Here is a 20,131-nt window from a genome sequence, read left to right on the forward strand (position 1 = left end):
TTTGGTGTGTCACAGACGATTTACGATAAATATGGCGGCTTCAAAACGATCAGCCGCGTCGTGATGTCATTTTACGAAATGGCGTTGGATTCTGATGAGATCGGTGGCTATTTCGAAGAAATAGATATGCCGCGCCTTATCGATCATCAGACCAAGTTCGTGTCTTCGCTGGTCGGCGGGCCCGCGTCGTTCAGTGACGAGCGGATCGAAGCGGTTCACAGACACCTGAATATCTCGCACGATCACTTCGATGAGATGGCAGAGCTGTTTGCTCAGGCCCTGTCTGATCACGGGATGTCTGACGAGGACGTAAAGGTGGCGCTGCGCGCGATTGAATCGAAACGGGTGATCATCGTCGCGAAGAATGCCGCATGAGCATTTCTGCCATCAATGAACAGTTGCTGCGCGCGATTGGCGTCGGCGTGGCCGTGGTGCGTGCGTCTGATCTGCAGTTTGTGTTCCACAACGGCCCTTTCGCGGAATGGTTCGGAACCCCGACCGAAGGGCAGACTTTGCGGGATATTCTGCCAGACCTCGATGCAAGAGAACTGGAAGATGTGAAGCAATCCGGCCTTCGGTATTCGGTTGAATTGCAGATCAAACCCAAACGCCGGACGCTGGTCTTTGCGGTCGCCGTATCGCTGGCAAACGGCTTGTCCGAGCAGGTTCTGATCATCGAATGCCAGAACATTACGCGCATCCGCGAACTGGAGAGCATGATCGACAGCTACTCGACCATGGTGGAACGCAACACCCGAGAGTTGGAGCGCGAAAAGGAGCGGGTCGAGCGATTGTTGCTGAACCTCATGCCGAGGGCGGTGTACGAAGAATTCAAGACCTTCGGCGTCGTCACCCCTCAGCTTTATGATCAGGTTTCCGTCGTCATGCTGGATTTCGTCGGTTTCACCGACTTCGCCGCCAAGACGGACCCGACCGTTACGCTCAGCGAGTTGAACGACATTTTCACCGCCTTCGACCGTATCGTGGAACAGTTCGGGTGTGAGCGGATCAAGACCATTGGCGACGCGTATCTGGCAGTCTCGGGCATGCCGGATGCCACGCCGGACCATGCGACTGCAGTGGCGCATTGCGCCGTGCGGTTCTTGCGCTACCTTGAACGGCGCAACGAAAGCCATCCGCACAAGTGGCAGGCCCGGATCGGGTTGGGAATGGGGGCAGCCGTTGGGTCGGTCGTTGGCATTCAGAAATACGTCTATGATGTATTCGGCCCGGCGGTGAACATCGCCTCGCGCCTGCAGGTGTTTGCAAACCCGATGCACATCGTCGCGCCGGAAGAGATGAAATATGGCCTGATCGACGAATTTCAGGTTTCGGATATTGGACCTGTCGACATCAAGGGCATGGGCGAGATGAACCTGATCAACGTCACCTCGGGCCTGAGCGTTCCGACAGGCGGCCGGTTCTTTTAGCGCCGGTCAGTCGTCCTGCGGGACCAGACCCAACCCCCTGAGATAGATGCCAATTCCGCTTTCCAGCAGGTCTTCGGGCGGGAATGGTGATGTTGCGCCGGTGTTGCGCGCATAAAGTTCGACCACCCCGTGGCTCATCGCCCAGATATGCGCGCTGAACATCGACGCAGGCGGGCGCTTTTCGGGGGGGATGTGCTGCGACAGGTCTGCCGCTGCCTTTTCCAGAACGCTTTTGGCACGGTTCGCGGCCATCGACAGTTCGGGTGTTCGGTTCAGCGAGATGCCGCTTTCAAACATCGCGATATAGTGGCCCGGATTCTTGCGCGCAAAGGCCAGATAGGCGCGCCCTGTCGCCTCGAACGCGGCCAGGGCCGAGGGCTGGCCCTTGTCATAAGCGTATTGCATCAGGTCTGCGAACATCTCGAACCCCTGACGGGCGGCCTCGGCAATCAGATCCTCGCGCCCGTGATAGTGGCGATAGACAGCCGCCGGGGTGACGCCTGCAGTTTTTGCAGCCTCGGACAGGGTGAAACCGGTCGGGCCCTTTTCTTCGACCAGCGACAACGCGGCCTCGATCAGGGCTTGTTTCAGGTTTCCGTGGTGATACCCGCGTTTCGTCATCCCCGCCTAAGGCACCTTTGCGCTAAAGAGTATTGAGACCAAAGAGATAGAGTATCAGGCCGCCTTCGTCCAACGGTTGCGGCGGGCTGGTCGTGTTTTTCTGATCGATCGCTCAGGTGCCCTTTGATGGACCCGCTGATCGGGGTCGATGCGACAATGGCCAATCGTGTCATACCCGCGCAGAACGCTCAGGCATCCCAAATCTCAGGTCCGCCGCAGATTTTTGCGTCAATCTTGCCAAGCGCTTCCTTGTCTTTCTCGTCATAGTCCAACCCGTGCAGAACGGTGCGGATCGCGGCAAGGCGGGCGCGCTTCTTGTCGTCGGATCGCACGATGGTCCAGGGGCAGTTTTCCGTGTGCGAGCGTGTCAGGGTTTCGGAAATCGACTGAGTGTATTCGTCCCATTTGTTCAACCCCGCGACATCTATCGGGCTTAACTTCCACTGCTTCAAAGGGTCCGTTTCGCGGGCCAGAAACCGGTTGAGCTGTTCTGCACGTCCGACATTCAGCCAGAACTTGAAAAGCCGGATGCCGTCATTGGCCAGACCGGTTTCCAGTGGGATGACCTGCCGGAAAAAACGCTCTCTCTCCTCGGTGGTGCAGAAGCCAAAGACATTTTCCACTACGCCCCGGTTGTACCAGCTGCGGTCGAAGAACACGATCTCTCCCGCAGATGGCAGGTGTTGGATGTAGCGCTGGAAATACCATTGCGAGCGCTCGGCATCCGATGGTTTGCTGAGCGCCACATTGCGCGCGCCGCGTGGGTTCAGGTTTTCCCGGAACCGTTTGATCGTGCCGCCCTTGCCAGCCGCGTCGCGGCCTTCGAACAGGATGGCAACCCGCTCGCCTGTTTCCTTGACCCAGGATTGCATCTTGACCAGTTCGATCTGTAGTGCGTCGATCTGTTCCTCATACTCTTTGGTCTTCATCTTTTCAGAGTATGGGTAGGTCGGGTTCAGAATATCGCCCTTTTTTGCGTTTTTGATTTCCTCGCGCACGCTTTTGGGGGCGTCCTTGCTAAAGTACTTTTCGATGGAACCTTTTTCGGACCGGGCCATGTTCTACCTCGCGATAAAATCCATAACTTACTATGGATTAGGCGAAGGATTAACGCAAACCCGCGCGTTCAGCGGCCCGGTCGATGGCGGCGGCAACCTCGGGCGCGGCGACGACCTGTGGCATGTGCCCGATGCCCGGTAGTTCGATCAGTTCCGCGCCGGGGATCTGTTCAATCAGCCGCTCGGAATGCCAGCCAAGGCTGACGGTGGTGTCGGCCGTGCCATGCACGATTTCGGTGGGAACCGAAATTTCGCCATAACGCGGCTGCAAGTCGGCGACTTCGTCCACGAGGTTCGCCCGCTGCTTGGCGTTCGCATGCATCGAGCCGGGGCGCATGGTCAGTTCAGGCCCAAAATGTTCGGCATAGCCCTCGGGCGCTTTTTGCGGGGCAAACACCTGATCCAGCGCCTTGTCGACAAACCAGTCGGGCACATATGACGCCACGACCGGCAAGGCCAACGCGTTTCCGACCGAGGTCGAGGCCATCCGGTTGAACCCGTCCAAAGGTGTTTCCCACGGGATCGCCGCTGGGGCAATCAGAACCAGTGCCGAGATGTTGTCGGGCCGTGTGACCGCCCAGGCCAGTGACACCGAACCGCCATAGCTTTGCCCCGCGACGATGGGCTTTTCGGCCCCCAGTTGAGCGGCGGCCCGCTGCAGGATGTCCGCCTGTTCGATGATCGTCTCACCGTCCGGGTTGAAACTGGCCGAATAGCCCAAACCGGGCCGGTCGAACACGATGACCCGAAAGTGCTCGGCCAGTATCGGCGCAAGCGCAAAGGTCATGTCGCGGGTATTGCCGCTGGAGCCGTGGATCAGCACCACATCCGGCCCTTCGCCCATGACGACCGCGTGAACCGCAATGCCATCCACGTCGAGGATTTGGCCCTCGGGCGGAAAGGCGGTCTCGGCCTGTTCTTCCAGACGCGCCGCCCGCCAGAGCGAAATGCCCCAGAGCACAACAATCAGGATCAGCAGTATGGCTCCGGCGCGCATCATGTTCCGTCAGGCCCTCAGGTCGGTTGAATCCACGCCAATGCGTGTGATGTCGTACGGGGTGGTTTCGTAGATTTCGCTGATCCAGTTGCCGTACAGCAGATGCGCATGGCTGCGCCACCGGTTTTGCGGCGTACGCGAGGGGTCATCGTCGGGGTAATAGTTCATCGGCACATTGATCGGAGAACCATTTGCAACGTCCCGGTCATATTCCTGTTTCAGCGTGTCACTGTCATATTCGAAGTGATTGAAGATATAGAGCGCGCGATGGCTTTGATCTTCGACCAGACAGGGGCCAACGTCGTCACTGCCCAGCAAGGTGGTCAGGCCGGTCGCGGCGTCGATCTCATGCTGTTTCATCTCGGTCCACCGGCTGACGGGAATCACGCAATCGTCCGAGAACCCGCGCAGAAACGGCGAAGCCGGTTTGAGGTTACGGTGCCGGAAACACCCAAACGCCTTGCCGTCCAGCAAGTGCTTTTTGACGCCGTGGAAATGGTTGATCATCGCCATCCCGCCCCAGCAGACACCAAAGGTGGAATGAACGTTGGTCTGGGTCCAGTCGAAGACCTCAGTCATTTCGTCCCAATAGGTTACATCGGGAAACTCCAGATGCTCGATCGGGGCACCGGTGATGATCAGCCCGTCGAATTTCTCGTCCTTTACCTCCTGAAAAGGACGATAGAATTCGGCCATGTGCTCGGCGGCGGTGTTGCGCGTTCGATGCTCGGTCATGCGGATCAGGGACAGATCAATCTGCAGCGGCGTCGCACCGATCAGGCGCGCGAACTGGTTTTCGGTCTGAATCTTCTTGGGCATCAGATTCAGCAGCCCGATACGCAGGGGGCGGATGTCCTGACGCATGGCCTGATCCTCGGCCATGACCATGACGCCCTCTTTCGAGAGGACATCAAAGGCGGGCAGGTCTGAGGGGATCTTGATGGGCATGGGTTCAGGCTTTTGAAGAGTTCAGGGAAAACTGACAGTTAGGCGCAATTGCTGCGGGTCTCAAGGGTGTGTTCGATCAACTCATCGAAATCGCCCGCGTCCCGGACCTTTCCGATGTCTTTTGCCGCAATCGTCACGCCCCAGTTTCGCGCCATCGCCTCGTATCTGGGTTTACGATGGGCCAGCGCCTGCGCGTAGGTCCAGCGAATAAAGGCGTTGGGGTCGACCTCTGCCTCGGTGCAGCCGTGCTGGTCAAGGTATTCGCCCCACACACGGTTCAGGAATTCGGCCTGATAGGACATCGGCTTGGGGGCCTTGTCGAACCGCCGGATCAGTTCCGAGGTATGGTCTTCGTCCCCCTTCAGCCAGATCATGAGCGTGTGCCGGGACAGGTCGGACAGGATTTGGTCCTTGGGGTCATCAGGGTCCACCCATTCACAAATCGAACCGCCGGTGTCGCAGATGAAATGAGGGTACTCGTACAGGCGGTGTGCGCGGTCGATGAAGTACTCGGTATCCAGCAGGGCATGTATTTCGGCCAACCGAAACTGTTCCTGCCGGCGGCGGTATTCCGGCATTTCAAGCCCGCCCTTCGCAGGGTCCCCGGGCTTGCCGAGATAGGCCGCCACAGGGGTCAGGTTGTTGAACGAGATATTCGAGCCGATATAGATCGAATCCGACAGCAGAAGTTCGCGCAGGAAGGGTACCTTCATCGCCTCGGCCTTGGCGTTGTCGGTGATGTATTCGCCCATGTAGCGGGTGCCAATGCGGTAATCGATCGAGTAGTGAAACCAATTGTCCGAATCCCGCAGGACGTTCGACACATAGGTTTTGCCCAGACCCGACATGCCGAAAAACAGCACCTTCTTTCGCGCCGCATTGCGCCAGTCCTGAGCCGAGCTGTAGATCATGGTCCGCTGTCCCTTTTTTGCCTTTGCTAAATCGGGCAGGGGGCGGCGTCAATCGCGTGTGCCGGATCGGTTCAGGATCAGCAGGCCAATCGCGAGAACGGCGAAACCCAGATAAGCGCTGGATTTCAGCGCCTCATCCCGCAGCACGGCGCCGAGTACGATGGCAATGGGCGGGATCACAAGCGTCACCAGCATCAGGTTGCCGCTGCCGGCCATCGCCAGGACCCGATAATACAGCAGATAGGCTCCGGCGGTTGCGATGATTGCGTAATACCCGATTGCGAGCCAGGTCTCAGCTGGCAAGTTTAGGCTGGGTGCTCCGTCCACCATCAGGGCTATGGGCAGGATCAAAATGGTCGATCCGGTCAGCATACCCGCGGCGGCGACCTGTGAGGGAAGCCCAGACAGGGTGGCCCGCGCCCAGGCGGCTGCAAAGGCGTAAGAAACCGTACCGGCCAGAATAGCCAGTTGGGCCGTGCTTTGCAGGTTGAAGCTGGCAAAGTTTCCAAGGCCGATTGCGATCGAGACGCCCAGAAACCCCAAGGCAACCCCAAAAAGGCGGGGTTTGGTCAGGCGTTCATCTTTGAAGAACATGGCCGCCACCAGCACGCCAAATACAGCGGTCGCGGCGTTCAAAATCGCGGTCAGCCCGGTGTCGATGTACAGCTGTCCCCAAGCCATCAGCGAGAAGGGAATGACGTTGTTCAAAAGCCCCATCACAAGGAACGCGGCCCAGATCCGGGGGCTTCTTGGAACCTCCAACCGTCTGGCCCATACCACCAACCAAAGCGCCAGCATCGCCCAGAAGGTGCGGTGCAGAACGGATGTCATGACCGGAATGGTATCGAGTGCGATTCGGATCGCCACAAATGAGGCACCCCAGATCAGGCCAAGCAGCAAAAGCTCGGACCATGCGCGGGGGGAGAGTGTTTTTTGAGTTGTCATGATTTCAATTGACGCATTTTGCGGGTCATGCGCGACCCGGATCGTGCGTAATCAAAAAAACCTGCCGAAAACCGGCAGGTTCTTAAGTTTTGATTCAGGTTATTGTTTTTTGTTCAGAAGCTGAAGCCAACCCGAAGGCCAAAGCTCACAGCGTCGTTGTCTTTGAAGTCGGCCCGAGCAACATCAGGCGTGCCGGTTTCGGCAAATGCATCGCCCAGATCAGTGTAACGCACACCGCCGGTGATTCTGATGTTTTCATGGGTGTACTGCAGGCCAACGCTGATGCTCTTGAAGCCGTTAGTCGGTGCCAGCGGGGAAACAAGGTCGTCGCCATCTTCCTTTTCGTAGCCCAAGGCGACGGAAGCGGCCCAGTTTTCATTCAGCCGGTGTGCAACGCCAAGGTTAAAGGTGGTGGTGTTGGTCAGGTCGATCAGTTCGACGCTGGGCAGCGGTCCCACAGCGGTAGTGCTTAGTTGCGTGACGCTATGATTTGCCCAACGGATATTGCCGAACACAAGCGTGTTCTTGGCAACGCCGGATTGGAAATCCAGGTTGATCGACTCAGGAGTTTTTACTTCCTGCGTACCAACGATGGTTGCCGGGAAAAGGGGTGAGTTCTCCGTCGTGGAGAAATCGTGTTCGATCTCTGACTGGTAGGTCAATGCCACGCGCAATGCGATGTCCGGAATCTCATAGGCGGCTCCGACGACCCAGCCGAAAGCCCCGTCGCGGGCCACGTCGATTTCATAGCTGTCAAACGGTCCATAGGCCAAACCCTGCAGCCGGATGTTACCGTCAAGGCGTTGATAACGCAGACCGCCGTGAATGCTCCAGTTATCGTTGAACTTGTAGCGGAGGATCCCGGTGTAGCTGTCTGAATCCGCAAATGCCTCGGTTCCGCCCAAAAGAAGCGAGCCCGGTTGCGTTGGGTTGCCCGAGGGAAGCGGGTAGCGGATGTCCGACCCAAATGGCTGGTCATATAGGAACGAAACAGAAAGCTGCTCATTGATGTCGTACTTCACCCCAGCCCCAACCTGATTGAAGTCGCCCGCTATGTTGCCCGAAGGCGTGCCGAAGGGATTCTGATTCGTCAGGTCGTTGCCTGTGACGTCCGGGTTTGTCCGCGACACCGAAAACTCGGCGTAGTTACCCTCTTCAAAGATCAGAGTGATCGGCTGACCGGTTCGGTCCAGACCGCCCGCCTGCGCCGCGGTTGACCCCACACAAAGTGCGCACGCTGAAAGTAGCGCTCTTTTCATATATTCCTCCCTCGTTTTTCTTCGCAGGTGCAGATGATGGTGGATGAGTGTGTCCGCGCTGGCCTGCTGAATTGTGGTGCTCGATACTTTCTTCGCGTTTACTTTACCGTCAACCAGTGACCGTGCGTTACTTCTGATGAGTATCGCCGGGGACTGTTGCCAAACTGTTACGATTTTCGGACCAGACGTTCAGAAAGATGCCCGCGAAGATCATGGCGGCCCCCAGAAGCGTCCAGCTGTCGATGGGTTCGCCGTACAGAAGCATGCCGACTATCGCGATGGCTGGCAGCCTGGCAAAGTCGAACGGAACAACTACCGTGGCGGGCGCGATTGCCAGCGCGTTGGTCATGCAATAGTGCGCCAGCAGTCCCGCCAGCCCGACCAACAGCAGGTAGGGCGCGGTCTGAGGGGTCGGCAGGGCGATCTGACCGTCAATTCCGGCCGCAGCAACGCCAAAGACGGCCTGCATGACCGTCAGCCAGAACAGGATGCAGCCGGTGCTGACGGTTTGGGTGAGCTGCTTTGTCGTAATCGTTGTTAATGCGAAGAAAATAGCGGAAGACGCCGCCGTCGCAATTCCAAGATTCAGCGGCGAGACACCCGGGCGTGTCACGATCAGAATGCCGAGAAAACCGATCATGGCGGCCGTCACGCGCAGAGCGGTCAGACGCTCTTTCAGAAACAGCGGCGAGAGCAGGATCACCCAGATCGGGCTGGTGAATTCCAACGCAAAGACCTGCGCCAGCGGAATGACCGCAACGGCGTAGAACCACAGGTTCTGGCCGGCGAAATGGGCCAGGTTTCGGACCAAATGCAAGCCCAGCCGTTCGGAAGAAACCTGATGCCATTTTCCAGCCGCGCTGAGCACCAGAGACACGATAAGAACGCCCACGAAACTGCGGTACATCATGATCTCGAACGTGTCGTGGTGCAGGCTCAGTTCTCGACCCGCAACGGCCATGGACGAAAACGACGCAATCGCGCCGGTCATCCAAAAGGCTGCCTTAAAGACCTGAGACTGGTTGCCGTTCAACTTAGCCCTTTGTTGATCTATCACACTGAAAAATAGTGGAAATACCGGTCTGAAAATGAAAAAGCCGGTCGTGAACCGGCTTTCCTGTCATTCCCACTCGATCGTACCCGGAGGTTTTGAGGTGATGTCATAGGTGCATCGGTTGATGCCCTTGACCTCGTTAATGATCCGCGTTGCCGTTTCCCCGAGGAACTCGTGGCTGAACGGGTAGTAATCGGCGGTCATGCCATCAACTGACGTCACGGCACGAAGCGCACAGGCGTAATCATAGGTGCGCCCGTCGCCCATCACTCCGACAGTTCGGACCGGCAGAATCGCCACGAAGGCCTGCCATATCTCGTCATAAAGGCCGTGTTTGCGAATCTGGTCGATGTAGATCGCGTCCGCCTCGCGCAGGATTTCCAGCTTTTCGCGGGTGATTTCACCGGGGCAGCGGATCGCAAGACCGGGGCCGGGGAAGGGGTGGCGGCCGATGAAACTCTGAGGCAGGCCCAGTTCGCGACCCAGTGCGCGGACCTCATCCTTGAACAGCTCGCGCAGCGGTTCGACCAGTTTCAGACCCATCTTTTCCGGCAGGCCGCCGACATTGTGGTGAGACTTGATGGTCACCGAGGGGCCGCCCGAGAACGAAACGGATTCGATCACATCCGGGTAGAGCGTGCCTTGCGCCAGGAACTCGGCCCCTTCGATGGTGTCGGCGTGTTTCTGGAACACGTCAATGAACAGCTTGCCGATGATCTTGCGCTTGGTCTCGGGGTCGCTCTGGCCGTCCAACTCGCCAAGGAACAGATCGCTTTCATCCGCGTGGATCAGTTGGATGTTGTAGTTGTCGCGGAACATGCCGACGACCTCGGCGGCCTCGTTCTTGCGCAGCAGGCCATGATCGACAAAGACGCAGGTCAGCTGATCGCCGATGGCTTCGTGAATCAGGATCGCCGCGACCGAGCTGTCGACGCCGCCGGACAGGCCACAGATCACCTTTTTGTCGCCGACCTGTTCGCGAATTTTGCGGACCATCTCTTCGCGATAAGCACCCATGGTCCAGTCGCCCTTGAACCCGGCGAGCTTTACGAAGTTTTCATACAGTTTTGCGCCCTTGGGGGTGTGGTGCACCTCGGGGTGGAACTGAACGGCATAGAAATGCCGGTCCGGGTCAGCGGTGATCGCATAGGGCGCGTTGGGGGACGTTCCGTAAACCTCGAACCCCGGCGCGATTTTGCTGACATGATCGCCGTGGCTCATCCAGACCTGCTCGTCGCCGTCGGCAAACCAGCCGTCCAGAATGTCCAGCTTGTCCTTTGGGGTGACAAAAGCGCGCCCGAACTCGGCGGTGCCGTGGCCGCTTTCGACCTTGCCGCCCAGCTGGTGCATCATCACCTGCTGGCCGTAGCAGATCCCCAGGATCGGTACGCCAAACTCGAAAATCTCTTGCGGTGCGCGCGGTGAGCCTTCGCGTGTCACGCTGTCCGGACCACCCGAGAAGATCACGGCGCGCGGAGACATCTCTCGCACGAAATCCATCGTGACATTCTGATAGGGGTGAATTTCGCAATAGACGTTCAGTTCGCGCAGGCGGCGGGCGATCAGCTGCGTCACCTGGCTGCCGAAGTCGATGATCAGAAGGCGGTCATGGGTGTCTTGGGTCATGCGGTCGCTTTAAGACGCCTGCCAAACCAGCGCAAGGGTTTTGCAGAAGATGCACAGAGCTGTAGAATTTGTTATACTGTGCGCTGTGTTTAGTTGATATTTTGGTAACTCGTTATGCCCGAACAAACCGGCTATGGCCTTGGCGGAACTCAAAAAGTCTATACAGACCGGCATCCTGTGCAAAACCACGAAGGGTCGTCGAAGCGACCGAAATGCGGTTGCGGGTCTTGGTTGAATCACTGGAAAATCTACACGGGCAATGAAAAGCGCGACCCGGCCTGTTTTTATATGGGCTGTTCCAAGCCGGGAAAGCATGGCGCACATGTCCGGTTCGTCAAAATCGACAAGGCGAAGAAGAACAAGAAGGGTGAATTCATTCCCAAACCTTATGGGCAGTCTTTCATCATCCCGATGTGCGAAAAACACAATAATCCAAAGTTCAAGGCAGCGTTTTTCATCGCTAAGGATCGCTGGGCCGTTGACGACAAGGCGCGTGAGGAATGCAAGACCGCTACCTATCGGCTGAACGCGCAGAATTACTTTCGGATGAAGGTCATCGCGCTGTCCGGCAAGCCCAAATGCGGGTGCCCAAGTTATTTTCAGCATTACAGAAATGTCAGTGGCAGCGGTCGTCAAAGATGTGTGGCAATGGAATGCGGGAAGAATGCAAGCCTTGCCGTTGCGATGCGATCCGTGGACGGACGAACCGACTACGACAGGTGGATGGCTCCGGTCTGCAAAAGCCATGCGCGCGCCGGGAAAGAGATTTACGTCAAGCGGCATGCAGACGTCGTTACGCCAAAAAAGACCGATTTCTGCGGAAAAGGGAAATAAGCGCGGGCGGGTGTCGCTTTTACCCCTAGAGCGCCGCAATCCAGATGCGCTAGGCTGTTCCAATCCGGTAACACAACGCTCAACCTAAACACTCAGACGGGATTTTCTCATGGCAGAGGCGAACACCCGGCGCAGGGCGAGAGGGGGCGGTGGCGCCGCCCGCCGGGCCGAGCGCACCGCAGTCCGCATCGAAACCGCGAAATATATTGAGCGGAACATTCCGAATTTCGAAATCCTCAACGAGGAAGCGTTGGAGATCATCGAACACAACGCGGAAACCGTTCTGGAAGAGATCGGCGTCAATTTCGTCGACAATCCGGCCGCGCTAGAGCGCTGGCGCGACGCAGGTGCCGATATCGACGGTGAGCGCGTGCGCCTTCCGCGCGGTCTGGCGCGTGAACTGATCAAGACAGCCCCCAGCCAGTTCACGCAGCACGCCCGCAACCCCGAGAAATCGGTTGAAATTGGCGGTCGCAGTCTGGTTCTGGCCCCTGTCTATGGTCCGCCCTTTGTCCGTGACGCCGACGGTGGTCGCCGTTACGCGACCATGGAGGATTTCAACAAGTTCGTGAAACTGGCCTATATGTCCAAATGGCTGCACCATTCCGGCGGCACGGTCTGCGAGCCGACGGATATTCCGGTGAACAAGCGCCATCTGGACATGCTGAAGGCGCATATGACGCTGTCGGACAAGCCTTTCATGGGGTCCGTGACCGACCCGAGCCGGGCGCAGGATTCGGTTGAGATGTGCGAAATTCTGTTCGGCAAGGACTTTGTTCAGAACAACACTGTGATGACCTCGCTCACCAACATCAACTCGCCGATGACATTCGACGACGTGATGATGGGCTCGCTCGAGGTTTATGCGCGCAACAATCAGGCCTGCATCATCTCGCCCTTCATCGTGGGCGGCGCGATGGCACCGGTTTCGGTGGCCGGGACGCTGACGCAGGTTCTGGCCGAAGTGCTGGCCGGTGTGGCGTACAGCCAGATCATCCGTCCCGGCGCCCCTGCGATCTTCGGGGCCTTCGTGACTTCGATTGATATGAACTCAGGCGCGCCAACCTTCGGAACGCCGGAGGCCGCACATATCACCTATGGTGCGGGCCAGTTGGCGCGGCGTCTGAACCTGCCGTATCGTTCGGCCGGTTCGTTCTGCGGCTCGAAACTGCCGGACGCGCAGGCGGCTTATGAAACCGCGAACTCGCTGAATATGGGGCTGATGGCAGGTGTGAACTTCATGCTGCATTCCTGCGGCTGGCTCGAAGGCGGGCTGGTGGCCGATTTCGAGAAGTTCGTAATGGATGCGGACCAGCTGGGCGTTCTGCACGGATTGGCCAAAGGCGTCGCCTATGACGAGAACGCGCAGGCCATGGACGCAATCCGCGAGGTCGGGCCGGGCGGTCACTATCTGGGGTGCGCCCACACGCAGGCGAACTTCAAAGAGGCGTTCTGGAAATCCGATCTGCTGGATTACAAACCGTTCGAGACCTGGCAGGACGAAGGCTCGCGCGATACGCGTGCACTGGCATCCGCCCGGGTCGAGCATCTGCTGGCCAACTACCAGCAGCCTCAGCTCGACCCTGCAATCAACGCGGCGCTCGAGGCGTATATCGCAGAAAAGAAAGCGTCGATGCCGGACGCGTTTACCTGATCACTGATACTGCGCGGCGCGGCTGGCCTGATACAGCTGCGCCTCGCCCAGCAGCGCAATCAGCAAATCCAGATGCCGCACCAGGGAATAGGCGGCATCTTCTTCTTTTCTCAGATCATTTACCTCACGCTCCAGTTCCATGAGCTGGACCAGCGCCGCCCCGGTTCCGGGCAGCGCGCCGTATCCCAGAATTCGCTGCAAATGCCGGTCCCGATTATAGTCCTGCGCTCCGAATTTCGCCGCACGTGCCAACAGGCGGGGGCGGCGGAGCGTCGTGATCATTGTCATCAGGTCTTGCATTTCAGCTGTCCTTTTTCCGCGTGACTGATGATCTGTTTGTGACACAACTTATACGGGTGTTGCGTCACTCGACCTCTCGCCGAACGATGGTTTCACGACTGTTTATCTTTTTGAATCAAATCTGGCTTCAGCGCTCAGAGGTTAACGAACGAGTAACGAAAGCAACTCTAGTTAGATTTGGTTAACCCAAATTCAGAGGGCGAAAAGTGGCAGTCTGTTTTGTCGGCGAGGGCAAATAAATATGGAAAATAACGTGGCTTTCTCCATTCCGGCGTGGGTTCCAGAAGGCGCGCAGAGGTATCTGGTGCATACCGAGGCCGGTCGGTCGATCCGCGACATAGCAAGATCGGCGGGATGTCATGCATCGACGATCCTCAGACAAATTCGCCGGATCGAGATGCGGCGTGACGACCCCCTTGTGGATGCCGCTTTGCAATCGCTGGCCGAGACGCATTTCTCGCCGACAGAAACGCAGCCGGACTATTCCTGCCAGCCCGAGGATGCGGAAGAACAGTTCGACCGTGAAGCGCTGCGCGTTCTGCGCCGCCTGTGCGAGACCGGCTCGGTTCTGGCAGTCGCCGAGGATATGGACAAAGCTGTCGTCGTGCGGGACACGGGCGAGGTCGGGGCCACAAAAACCGCCGTTGTCGATTGTCACATCGCGCAAGCTTTGGCGCTACAGGACTGGATTTCGTGTGACAATCCGGGGCGCATTTCCCGGTACAGGATTTCATCCTCGGGCCGGACGGCGCTTAGCCAGTTGGTGGCCAAGGCAGAAAACAAAGCGCGCAGCCGGAACGAATTCGGTATGGCGGAGGCCCAGACGCCGTTTCAGCCCCAAGGGGCTGCGCCCCAGAATGACCGTTCGCGGCGCATTCGGTATAGCGCGGCGGAAAGCCCTCTGATCGCTTTGGCGCGCAGGCGGGATCGGGATGGGAAACCGTTTTTGGATGAAACGCTGGTCAGTGCCGGAGAGCGTTTGCGCGAGGATTTTGAGCTTGCACAGATTGGCCCACAGGTCGCGCAGAACTGGGACAGGTTCCTGACCGCAGGCGGGCGTGGTCATTTCGACAGTGAATCACATGGCGGGCGCGGGTCCTCGACCGCGCGCGATCGGGTGTCGCGGGCTTTGTCCGACCTTGGACCGGGGCTGAGCGATGTGGCCCTGCGGTGTTGTTGTTACCTTGAGGGGCTGGAGCTTGCGGAAAAGCGCATGGGTTGGTCGGCGCGGTCGGGCAAGATCGTGCTGCGCATCGCCTTGCAGCGCCTCAAGCGGCATTATCAGGAGCAGACTGAAAGGGATCGCATGATCGGCTGATCCGGCGATTAGGTTGCCTTGCAGTTGGCGCCGGAAGTGATAATCAGGGGTTATGAATTTCACACTCCGCCAACTGCAATATTTCCGCGCCGTAGCCGAACATCGCAACTTTGGCCGCGCGGCTCAGGCCTGTCATGTGTCACAACCGGCCCTGTCGGTTCAGATCAAAACGCTGGAAGAGGTTCTGGGCGGGGTCCTGTTCGAACGGCAGGCCCGCGACATTCTGCTGACTCCGCTGGGGCGCGATGTTCTGGATCATGCGCGTCAGGTGCTGGGGGCCGCGGATCGGCTGGACCAGTTCGCCCGTGATCACTCCGGCGGTCACCGGTCCTTGTCGATCGGGATCATTCCAACAATCGCGCCCTACCTGCTGCCCGGCGTTCTGGCCGGATTGCGGGCCGGGGATGTATCACTGCGGGTCCAAATCCGCGAAGCGCGGACCGAGCGCCTGTTGTCGCTGCTGCAAGGTGGTGAGATTGATGCCGCCGTGTTGGCCTTGCCCGCCGGTGGGGCAGAGTTTCAGGAAATCCCGCTGTTTCAGGATCATTTCCTGATCGCGGGCAGCGAAGCGCGGCTGAAGAGGCTGACCGGCAGCCCGGATGTTTTGCGGCCTCTGGACCTGAAATCGGCGCAACTGATGCTGCTGGAAGATGGCCATTGTCTGACCGATCAGGCGCTTGAGGTCTGCGGGCAGGATCGCAGCAGCGGGCAGATCAACATGGGCGCATCCTCGCTGGCCACCTTGTCCCGCCTTGTCGCCGAGGGGTTCGGACTGACCCTGATGCCCGAACTCGCGGCCCGGTCGGAATCCGAAGCTGTTTCGGGGTTGAAGTTGCTGCGGTTCGGCGCGCCTCAGCCCGCGCGGACGGTTGGTCTGGTGCGTCGGGCGTCAACCGGTGATGATGAATGGACGGACCGACTGGCGCAGGTGATCCGGGATGTGGGCGAAGAGATCGTGGCCGCCACCCGAACATAAAAAGGCCCGCATGAGGCGGGCCTTTGGTCGGTCAAAGCGTTTGGGTTCAGGCCAGTTCCGGCTCAGCCGCCTGTTCCAGATGCTGCATCAGGGTTTCCGGCGAGGACACGCCATAGGGATCTTCTGGGCAGTTATCCATCAGGCCCGGTTCTTCGAACCACGCCTCGACAACGCCGTTGTTCACGATGGCGGCGTAGCGCCACGAGCGCATGCCAAAACCCAGATTGTCCTTGTCGACCAGCATACCCATCTTGCGGGTGAACTCGCCCGACCCGTCGGGGATCACCTTGACGTTTTTCAGGCCCTGATCCTGCGCCCATTTGTTCATGACGAAGCTGTCATTTACGGACATGCAGTAGATCTCATCAATGCCCTTGGCCATAAAATCGGCATATCCGTTTTCAAAACCCGGCAGTTGGTAGGTCGAGCATGTGGGCGTAAATGCACCCGGCAGCGAGAACAGGATGACGCGCTTGCCGGCAAAGTAATCGGCGGTTGTCTTGTCTTCCCAACGGAAGGGGTTGGGCCCTTCAATCGCGTCGTCGCGAACGCGGGTGTGAAAGGTCACGTCGGGCAGTTTGGTGCCGGATTTCATCTTCAATCTCCTGTGATTCAGTGGTGATCGGAACGTGACTTAAAACAGTTCTAAAATGCCTTCAATCGAAGATATGCCGCATCCGCGAAGTTTCTGAATTACCGGACAAGTGATTAAGAAAATGACGAAAATAGCTGGGGTTCCGGATAATTTCGCTGCATCAGCAAAGTCCCCCTGCATAGCGGCTATGCGTCACTGGTGCACGCGAAGCGATGGGTTTATGTTAAGGGAACTCAAAGTTGACCCAAAGTCAGGAAAACTGCCCGTGCGAGACCTCAAGATTCCCGAGCAACGCCACCCGGAAAAAGCGCATCGCCCGGACAATGCGCAACCGAAAAAGCCCAGCTGGATTCGGGTCAAGGCACCCGGCGGTAAAGGCTATGCCGACACGCGCAAGATCATGCGGGACAACAATCTGGTCACGGTCTGCGAAGAGGCGGGATGCCCCAACGTCGGCGAATGCTGGAGCCAGGGTCACGCCACGATGATGATCATGGGCGAGATTTGCACGCGCGGCTGCACCTTCTGCAACATTGCGACAGGCCGTCCCGACGCGCTGGATGTGTTCGAGCCCGGTCGCGTTGCCCATGCGGTCGAGAAACTGGGCCTTAACCATGTCGTGATCACCTCGGTCGACCGAGACGACCTTGAAGACGGCGGCGCGGATCACTTCGCGCAGACCATCCGCGCGATCCGTCACCGTTCGCCCAAAACGACAATCGAGATTCTCACGCCGGATTTCCTGAAATGCGATCCTGCCGTTCTGGAAACCGTGGTCGAGGCCAAACCGGACGTGTTCAACCACAACCTTGAAACCGTTCCGGGCCTGTACCCCGAAGTACGCCCCGGCGCGCGATATTTCCACTCCTTGCGCCTGTTGCAGCGGGTCAAGGAACAGGACCCGTCGATCTTTACCAAGTCCGGCATCATGGTCGGTCTGGGCGAGGATGAACAGCAGGTCCGTCAGGTGATGGACGACATGCGCGCCGCCGATATCGATTTTCTGACCATCGGTCAGTACCTGCAGCCGACGCCCAAGCACCATGGGGTTGACCGTTTCGTGACGCCGGAAGAATTCGCGTCATACGAAAAGGCCGCCTTTGGCAAAGGGTTCCTGATGGTTTCGGCCACACCGCTGACGCGGTCGTCTTACCATGCAGGGGATGACTTCGCCCGCTTGCGCGCCGCGCGGCAAGAGAAGCTGGGGCAGGCGTGACGCCGGACACGATTGCCCGGCTGACCGGCCTGCGCCACGAACTGCATCAGCAGCCCGAACTCTCTGGTTTTGAAGAAGCAACCGCAGCGCGCGTGGCTGGCTTGTTGCAGCGTGCGGGTGCCGATCTGGTTCTGACCGGGATCGGTGGGTACGGCGTTGCCGCCGTTTTCGACAGCGGGCAGAGCGGCCCAAGTGTGGGTATCCGGTGCGAGTTGGACGGGTTGCCGATTCAGGAAATCTCGGACGCGCCGTATGTGTCCCGCATCCCCGGCAAGGGGCATCTGTGCGGACATGACGGCCATATGACGATGGTACTCGGAGTGGCCGAGGCGTTGGGCAAGGCCCGCCCTAAAACCGGACGCGTGGTCCTGATACTCCAACCCGCCGAAGAGACCGGGCAGGGGGCCATCGCTTTTCGGGCCGATCCGACGTTTGCGCAGGTTGCCCCGGATTACGTGTTCTCGCTGCACAATCTGCCGGGGCTGGAACTGGGTGCGGTGGAACTGTGCAAAGGGGCAACCAACTGCGCCTCTCGCGGGATGCGGATTGGATTGACCGGCAAGACCTCGCACGCGGCAGCACCGCAAGATGGGGTATCACCGGCAAGGGCGCTGTCGCAACTCATTCCCGGTCTGAGTGGCTTGGTAAAGGGCGGGCCCTTGGATGAGGGCTTCGCTTTAACCACCGTGACACATGCCAGTCTGGGAGAGCGTACATTTGGCGTCGCCCCCGGAAATGCCGAACTTTGGGTCACACTCCGCACCGTGTCAGATGCCCGCATGGCCGCACTGATCGCCGAGGCCGAAACGCTGGTCGCCAACGTCGCCAAGGCCGAGGCGCTGGCGTTCGACATCACCAATGACGACGTATTCGAAGCCTGCACCAATCACCCCGAGGCCGTGAGCATTCTGACCGATGCCTGCGCCGACCGGAACGTTCCATGCGCCCTGACCTTGGACCCGCAGAGGTTTTCCGAGGATTTCGGGCAGTTTGGCAAAGGGGCGAAAACGGCGATGTTCTGGCTTGGGGCGGGGCGCGATCACCCGCAATTGCACAACCCCGATTACGACTTTCCCGACGCACTTATTCCCATCGGGACCGGGGTGTTTCTATCCGCCATTCAGCGGGTCTTGGGCTAGCGTAATCAGCGCGGCGCGCGGAGTTCTTCCCGGGTCGCCCAGTCCGGCCACCATCCCATATATTCGACCCCTGCGATCAGCAGGCATATGAGAATCGCGCAGATCACCAGCATGACCCGTCTTTCCGATGGCGGGTTCCGGACCCACCGGGACATGCGGAGCAGGTGGCGCGGGTCCATCTAGTCCTCGGTAAACCTGACTTTGCCGATGAAGGGCAGGTTGCGATTGCGCTGCGCGTAGTCGATCCCGTAACCCACGACAAATTCATCCGGAATCTCAAATCCGATCCAGTCCGAGCGGAAATCGACCTCGCGGCGGCTGGGCTTGTCCAGCAGGGCGATGGATCTCAGACGGGCCGGATTGCGGCTGCGCAGCAGGTTCGTGACATGGTTCAGCGTGTGGCCGGTATCGACGATATCTTCGACAACCAGCACGTCCCGCCCTTCAATGGCACCTCGCAAGTCCTTGAGAATACGCACTTCCCGGCTGCTTTCCATCGCGTCGCCATAGGATGAGGCCTCAAGGAAATCGACCTCGATCGGCAGATCCAGTTCGCGCACCAGATCGGCGATAAAGACAAAGCTGCCCCGCAAAAGGCCGACAACAACCAGCTTGTCGGTGTCCCCGAACTCATCGGTGATTTCCCGGCAAAGCTCTTCTATCCGGGCAGCGATGGCCTTGGCCGAGATCATCTCATCTATCACATATGCGCGGTCACTCATCACAGCCCCCTTGATCTTTGGCGCGCAACATACGACATGACGCGCCATTGTCACCTGTAAATGCCTGAACGCCATGCCTATCCATTCGGAAACACGTCACCTGCCATACACTGCCCAGCAGATGTATGATTTGGTGGCAGACGTGGCGAAATACCCTCAGTTCCTGCCGTGGTGCGCCGCCGCGCGGATCCGCCGGACCTATGAGGCGGGCGAAGCGCAGGTGATGGAGGCTGATCTGGTCATTTCCTTCAAAGTCTTCCGCGAACGCTTCGGCAGCCGGGTGACTTTGTTTCCGGGCCAAAAGAGAATCGACACCGAATATCTGGACGGCCCGTTCAAATACATGAAATCCGACTGGCAGTTCGAGGACGCGCCGGATGGCGGCTGCAATATCTCGTTCCACGTGGATTTCGAATTCAAGAACGCCATCCTGCAGGGCATCATCGGCGTCGTCTTCAACGAAGCCATGCAACGGATCGTCCGCGCGTTCGAGGCCCGGGCCGCCGATCTTTACAGCTAAGTCTTTAC

General features: G+C 58.7%; 22 protein-coding genes. 8 read left to right on the top strand and 14 right to left on the bottom strand.

From position 1 onward, the window contains the following. The first annotated feature begins 6 nt into the window (after positions 1-6). The gene (locus ACR0EZ_RS02575) at positions 7-375 is read left to right on the top strand and encodes a group I truncated hemoglobin (RefSeq protein ID WP_480610421.1); all 369 of its coding nucleotides are present in this window, start codon (positions 7-9) and stop codon (positions 373-375) included. Further along, a complete protein-coding gene (locus ACR0EZ_RS02580) occupies positions 372-1,430 on the top strand; it encodes an adenylate/guanylate cyclase domain-containing protein (protein WP_480610424.1) in 1,059 nt (352 codons plus the stop codon). The genes ACR0EZ_RS02575 and ACR0EZ_RS02580 overlap by 4 nt, the downstream gene beginning before the upstream one ends. 6 nt (positions 1,431-1,436) lie before the next feature. Here ACR0EZ_RS02580 and ACR0EZ_RS02585 read toward each other — a convergent pair whose 3' ends face one another. From ACR0EZ_RS02585 to ACR0EZ_RS02630, 10 genes are all read right to left on the bottom strand, one after another. Beyond that, positions 1,437-2,051: a TetR/AcrR family transcriptional regulator gene (locus ACR0EZ_RS02585; protein ID WP_480610427.1), complete on the bottom strand. Its 615-nt coding sequence runs from the start codon at positions 2,049-2,051 to the stop codon at positions 1,437-1,439. Positions 2,052-2,239: 188 nt separating this feature from the next. Next, on the bottom strand, positions 2,240-3,109 hold the full coding sequence (ppk2, locus tag ACR0EZ_RS02590; protein WP_480610430.1) for a polyphosphate kinase 2: 870 nt from the start codon (positions 3,107-3,109) through the stop codon (positions 2,240-2,242). A 49-nt stretch (positions 3,110-3,158) separates the two neighbouring features. Further along, positions 3,159-4,109, bottom strand: a complete 951-nt coding sequence (locus ACR0EZ_RS02595; RefSeq protein ID WP_480610433.1) for an alpha/beta fold hydrolase — start codon at positions 4,107-4,109, stop codon at positions 3,159-3,161. A 6-nt stretch (positions 4,110-4,115) separates the two neighbouring features. Further along, positions 4,116-5,054 carry a homoserine O-acetyltransferase MetA gene (gene metA, locus ACR0EZ_RS02600; RefSeq protein WP_480610436.1) on the bottom strand — a complete coding sequence of 313 codons (939 nt, stop codon included), beginning with the start codon at positions 5,052-5,054 and terminating at the stop codon, positions 4,116-4,118. Positions 5,055-5,092: 38 nt separating this feature from the next. Then, on the bottom strand, positions 5,093-5,965 hold the full coding sequence (locus ACR0EZ_RS02605) for an ATPase (RefSeq protein WP_480610439.1): 873 nt from the start codon (positions 5,963-5,965) through the stop codon (positions 5,093-5,095). A gap of 48 nt (positions 5,966-6,013) precedes the next feature. Next, entirely contained in the window at positions 6,014-6,910 is an 897-nt protein-coding gene (locus ACR0EZ_RS02610) for a DMT family transporter (RefSeq protein ID WP_480610441.1), read from the bottom strand. Positions 6,911-7,023: 113 nt separating this feature from the next. Continuing rightward, the gene (locus ACR0EZ_RS02615) at positions 7,024-8,169 is read right to left on the bottom strand and encodes an OmpP1/FadL family transporter (RefSeq protein ID WP_480610444.1); all 1,146 of its coding nucleotides are present in this window, start codon (positions 8,167-8,169) and stop codon (positions 7,024-7,026) included. Positions 8,170-8,296: 127 nt separating this feature from the next. Continuing rightward, the gene (locus ACR0EZ_RS02620; protein WP_480611140.1) at positions 8,297-9,202 is read right to left on the bottom strand and encodes a DMT family transporter; all 906 of its coding nucleotides are present in this window, start codon (positions 9,200-9,202) and stop codon (positions 8,297-8,299) included. Positions 9,203-9,289: 87 nt separating this feature from the next. Beyond that, positions 9,290-10,849, bottom strand: coding sequence for a glutamine-hydrolyzing GMP synthase (guaA, locus tag ACR0EZ_RS02625; protein ID WP_480610446.1), 1,560 nt, complete (start codon positions 10,847-10,849; stop codon positions 9,290-9,292). A gap of 9 nt (positions 10,850-10,858) precedes the next feature. Continuing rightward, positions 10,859-11,632, bottom strand: coding sequence for a hypothetical protein (locus ACR0EZ_RS02630; protein ID WP_480610449.1), 774 nt, complete (start codon positions 11,630-11,632; stop codon positions 10,859-10,861). A gap of 160 nt (positions 11,633-11,792) precedes the next feature. On the opposite strand from ACR0EZ_RS02630, the gene ACR0EZ_RS02635 reads away from it, so the two are divergent. Then, positions 11,793-13,337: a trimethylamine methyltransferase family protein gene (locus ACR0EZ_RS02635; protein WP_480610452.1), complete on the top strand. Its 1,545-nt coding sequence runs from the start codon at positions 11,793-11,795 to the stop codon at positions 13,335-13,337. Here the strand turns inward: ACR0EZ_RS02635 and ACR0EZ_RS02640 are convergent, their stop codons facing one another. Further along, a complete protein-coding gene (locus ACR0EZ_RS02640) occupies positions 13,338-13,637 on the bottom strand; it encodes a DUF6477 family protein (RefSeq protein WP_480610455.1) in 300 nt (99 codons plus the stop codon). A gap of 241 nt (positions 13,638-13,878) precedes the next feature. Here ACR0EZ_RS02640 and ACR0EZ_RS02645 point away from each other — a divergent pair, with 241 nt between their 5' ends. Together ACR0EZ_RS02645 and ACR0EZ_RS02650 are read left to right on the top strand one after the other, a co-directional pair. Next, on the top strand, positions 13,879-14,955 hold the full coding sequence (locus tag ACR0EZ_RS02645) for a DUF6456 domain-containing protein (protein ID WP_480610458.1): 1,077 nt from the start codon (positions 13,879-13,881) through the stop codon (positions 14,953-14,955). A gap of 52 nt (positions 14,956-15,007) precedes the next feature. Next, complete coding sequence (locus ACR0EZ_RS02650; protein ID WP_480610461.1) at positions 15,008-15,931, top strand: LysR substrate-binding domain-containing protein; 924 nt, start codon at positions 15,008-15,010, stop codon at positions 15,929-15,931. A gap of 46 nt (positions 15,932-15,977) precedes the next feature. On the opposite strand, the gene ACR0EZ_RS02655 is transcribed toward ACR0EZ_RS02650, so the two are convergent. Next, positions 15,978-16,526 (bottom strand): redoxin family protein, encoded by a 549-nt coding sequence (locus tag ACR0EZ_RS02655; RefSeq protein WP_480610464.1) that lies wholly within the window; start codon positions 16,524-16,526, stop codon positions 15,978-15,980. A 265-nt stretch (positions 16,527-16,791) separates the two neighbouring features. Between ACR0EZ_RS02655 and lipA the strand changes: the two genes are divergently transcribed. Beyond that, positions 16,792-17,742, top strand: a complete 951-nt coding sequence (lipA, locus tag ACR0EZ_RS02660) for a lipoyl synthase (protein WP_480610471.1) — start codon at positions 16,792-16,794, stop codon at positions 17,740-17,742. After that, on the top strand, positions 17,739-18,881 hold the full coding sequence (locus ACR0EZ_RS02665; RefSeq protein ID WP_480610473.1) for an amidohydrolase: 1,143 nt from the start codon (positions 17,739-17,741) through the stop codon (positions 18,879-18,881). The genes lipA and ACR0EZ_RS02665 overlap by 4 nt, the downstream gene beginning before the upstream one ends. Positions 18,882-18,886: 5 nt before the next feature. On the opposite strand, the gene ACR0EZ_RS02670 is transcribed toward ACR0EZ_RS02665, so the two are convergent. Continuing rightward, a complete protein-coding gene (locus tag ACR0EZ_RS02670) occupies positions 18,887-19,060 on the bottom strand; it encodes a hypothetical protein (protein WP_480610476.1) in 174 nt (57 codons plus the stop codon). Further along, entirely contained in the window at positions 19,061-19,603 is a 543-nt protein-coding gene (hpt, locus tag ACR0EZ_RS02675; RefSeq protein ID WP_480610479.1) for a hypoxanthine phosphoribosyltransferase, read from the bottom strand. Between the two features lie 73 nt (positions 19,604-19,676). Between hpt and ACR0EZ_RS02680 the strand changes: the two genes are divergently transcribed. Continuing rightward, entirely contained in the window at positions 19,677-20,123 is a 447-nt protein-coding gene (locus ACR0EZ_RS02680) for a type II toxin-antitoxin system RatA family toxin (protein WP_480610482.1), read from the top strand. The last annotated feature ends 8 nt before the right edge of the window (positions 20,124-20,131 follow it).

The sequence above is a fragment of the Ruegeria sp. AK4 genome (genome assembly GCF_056541025.1).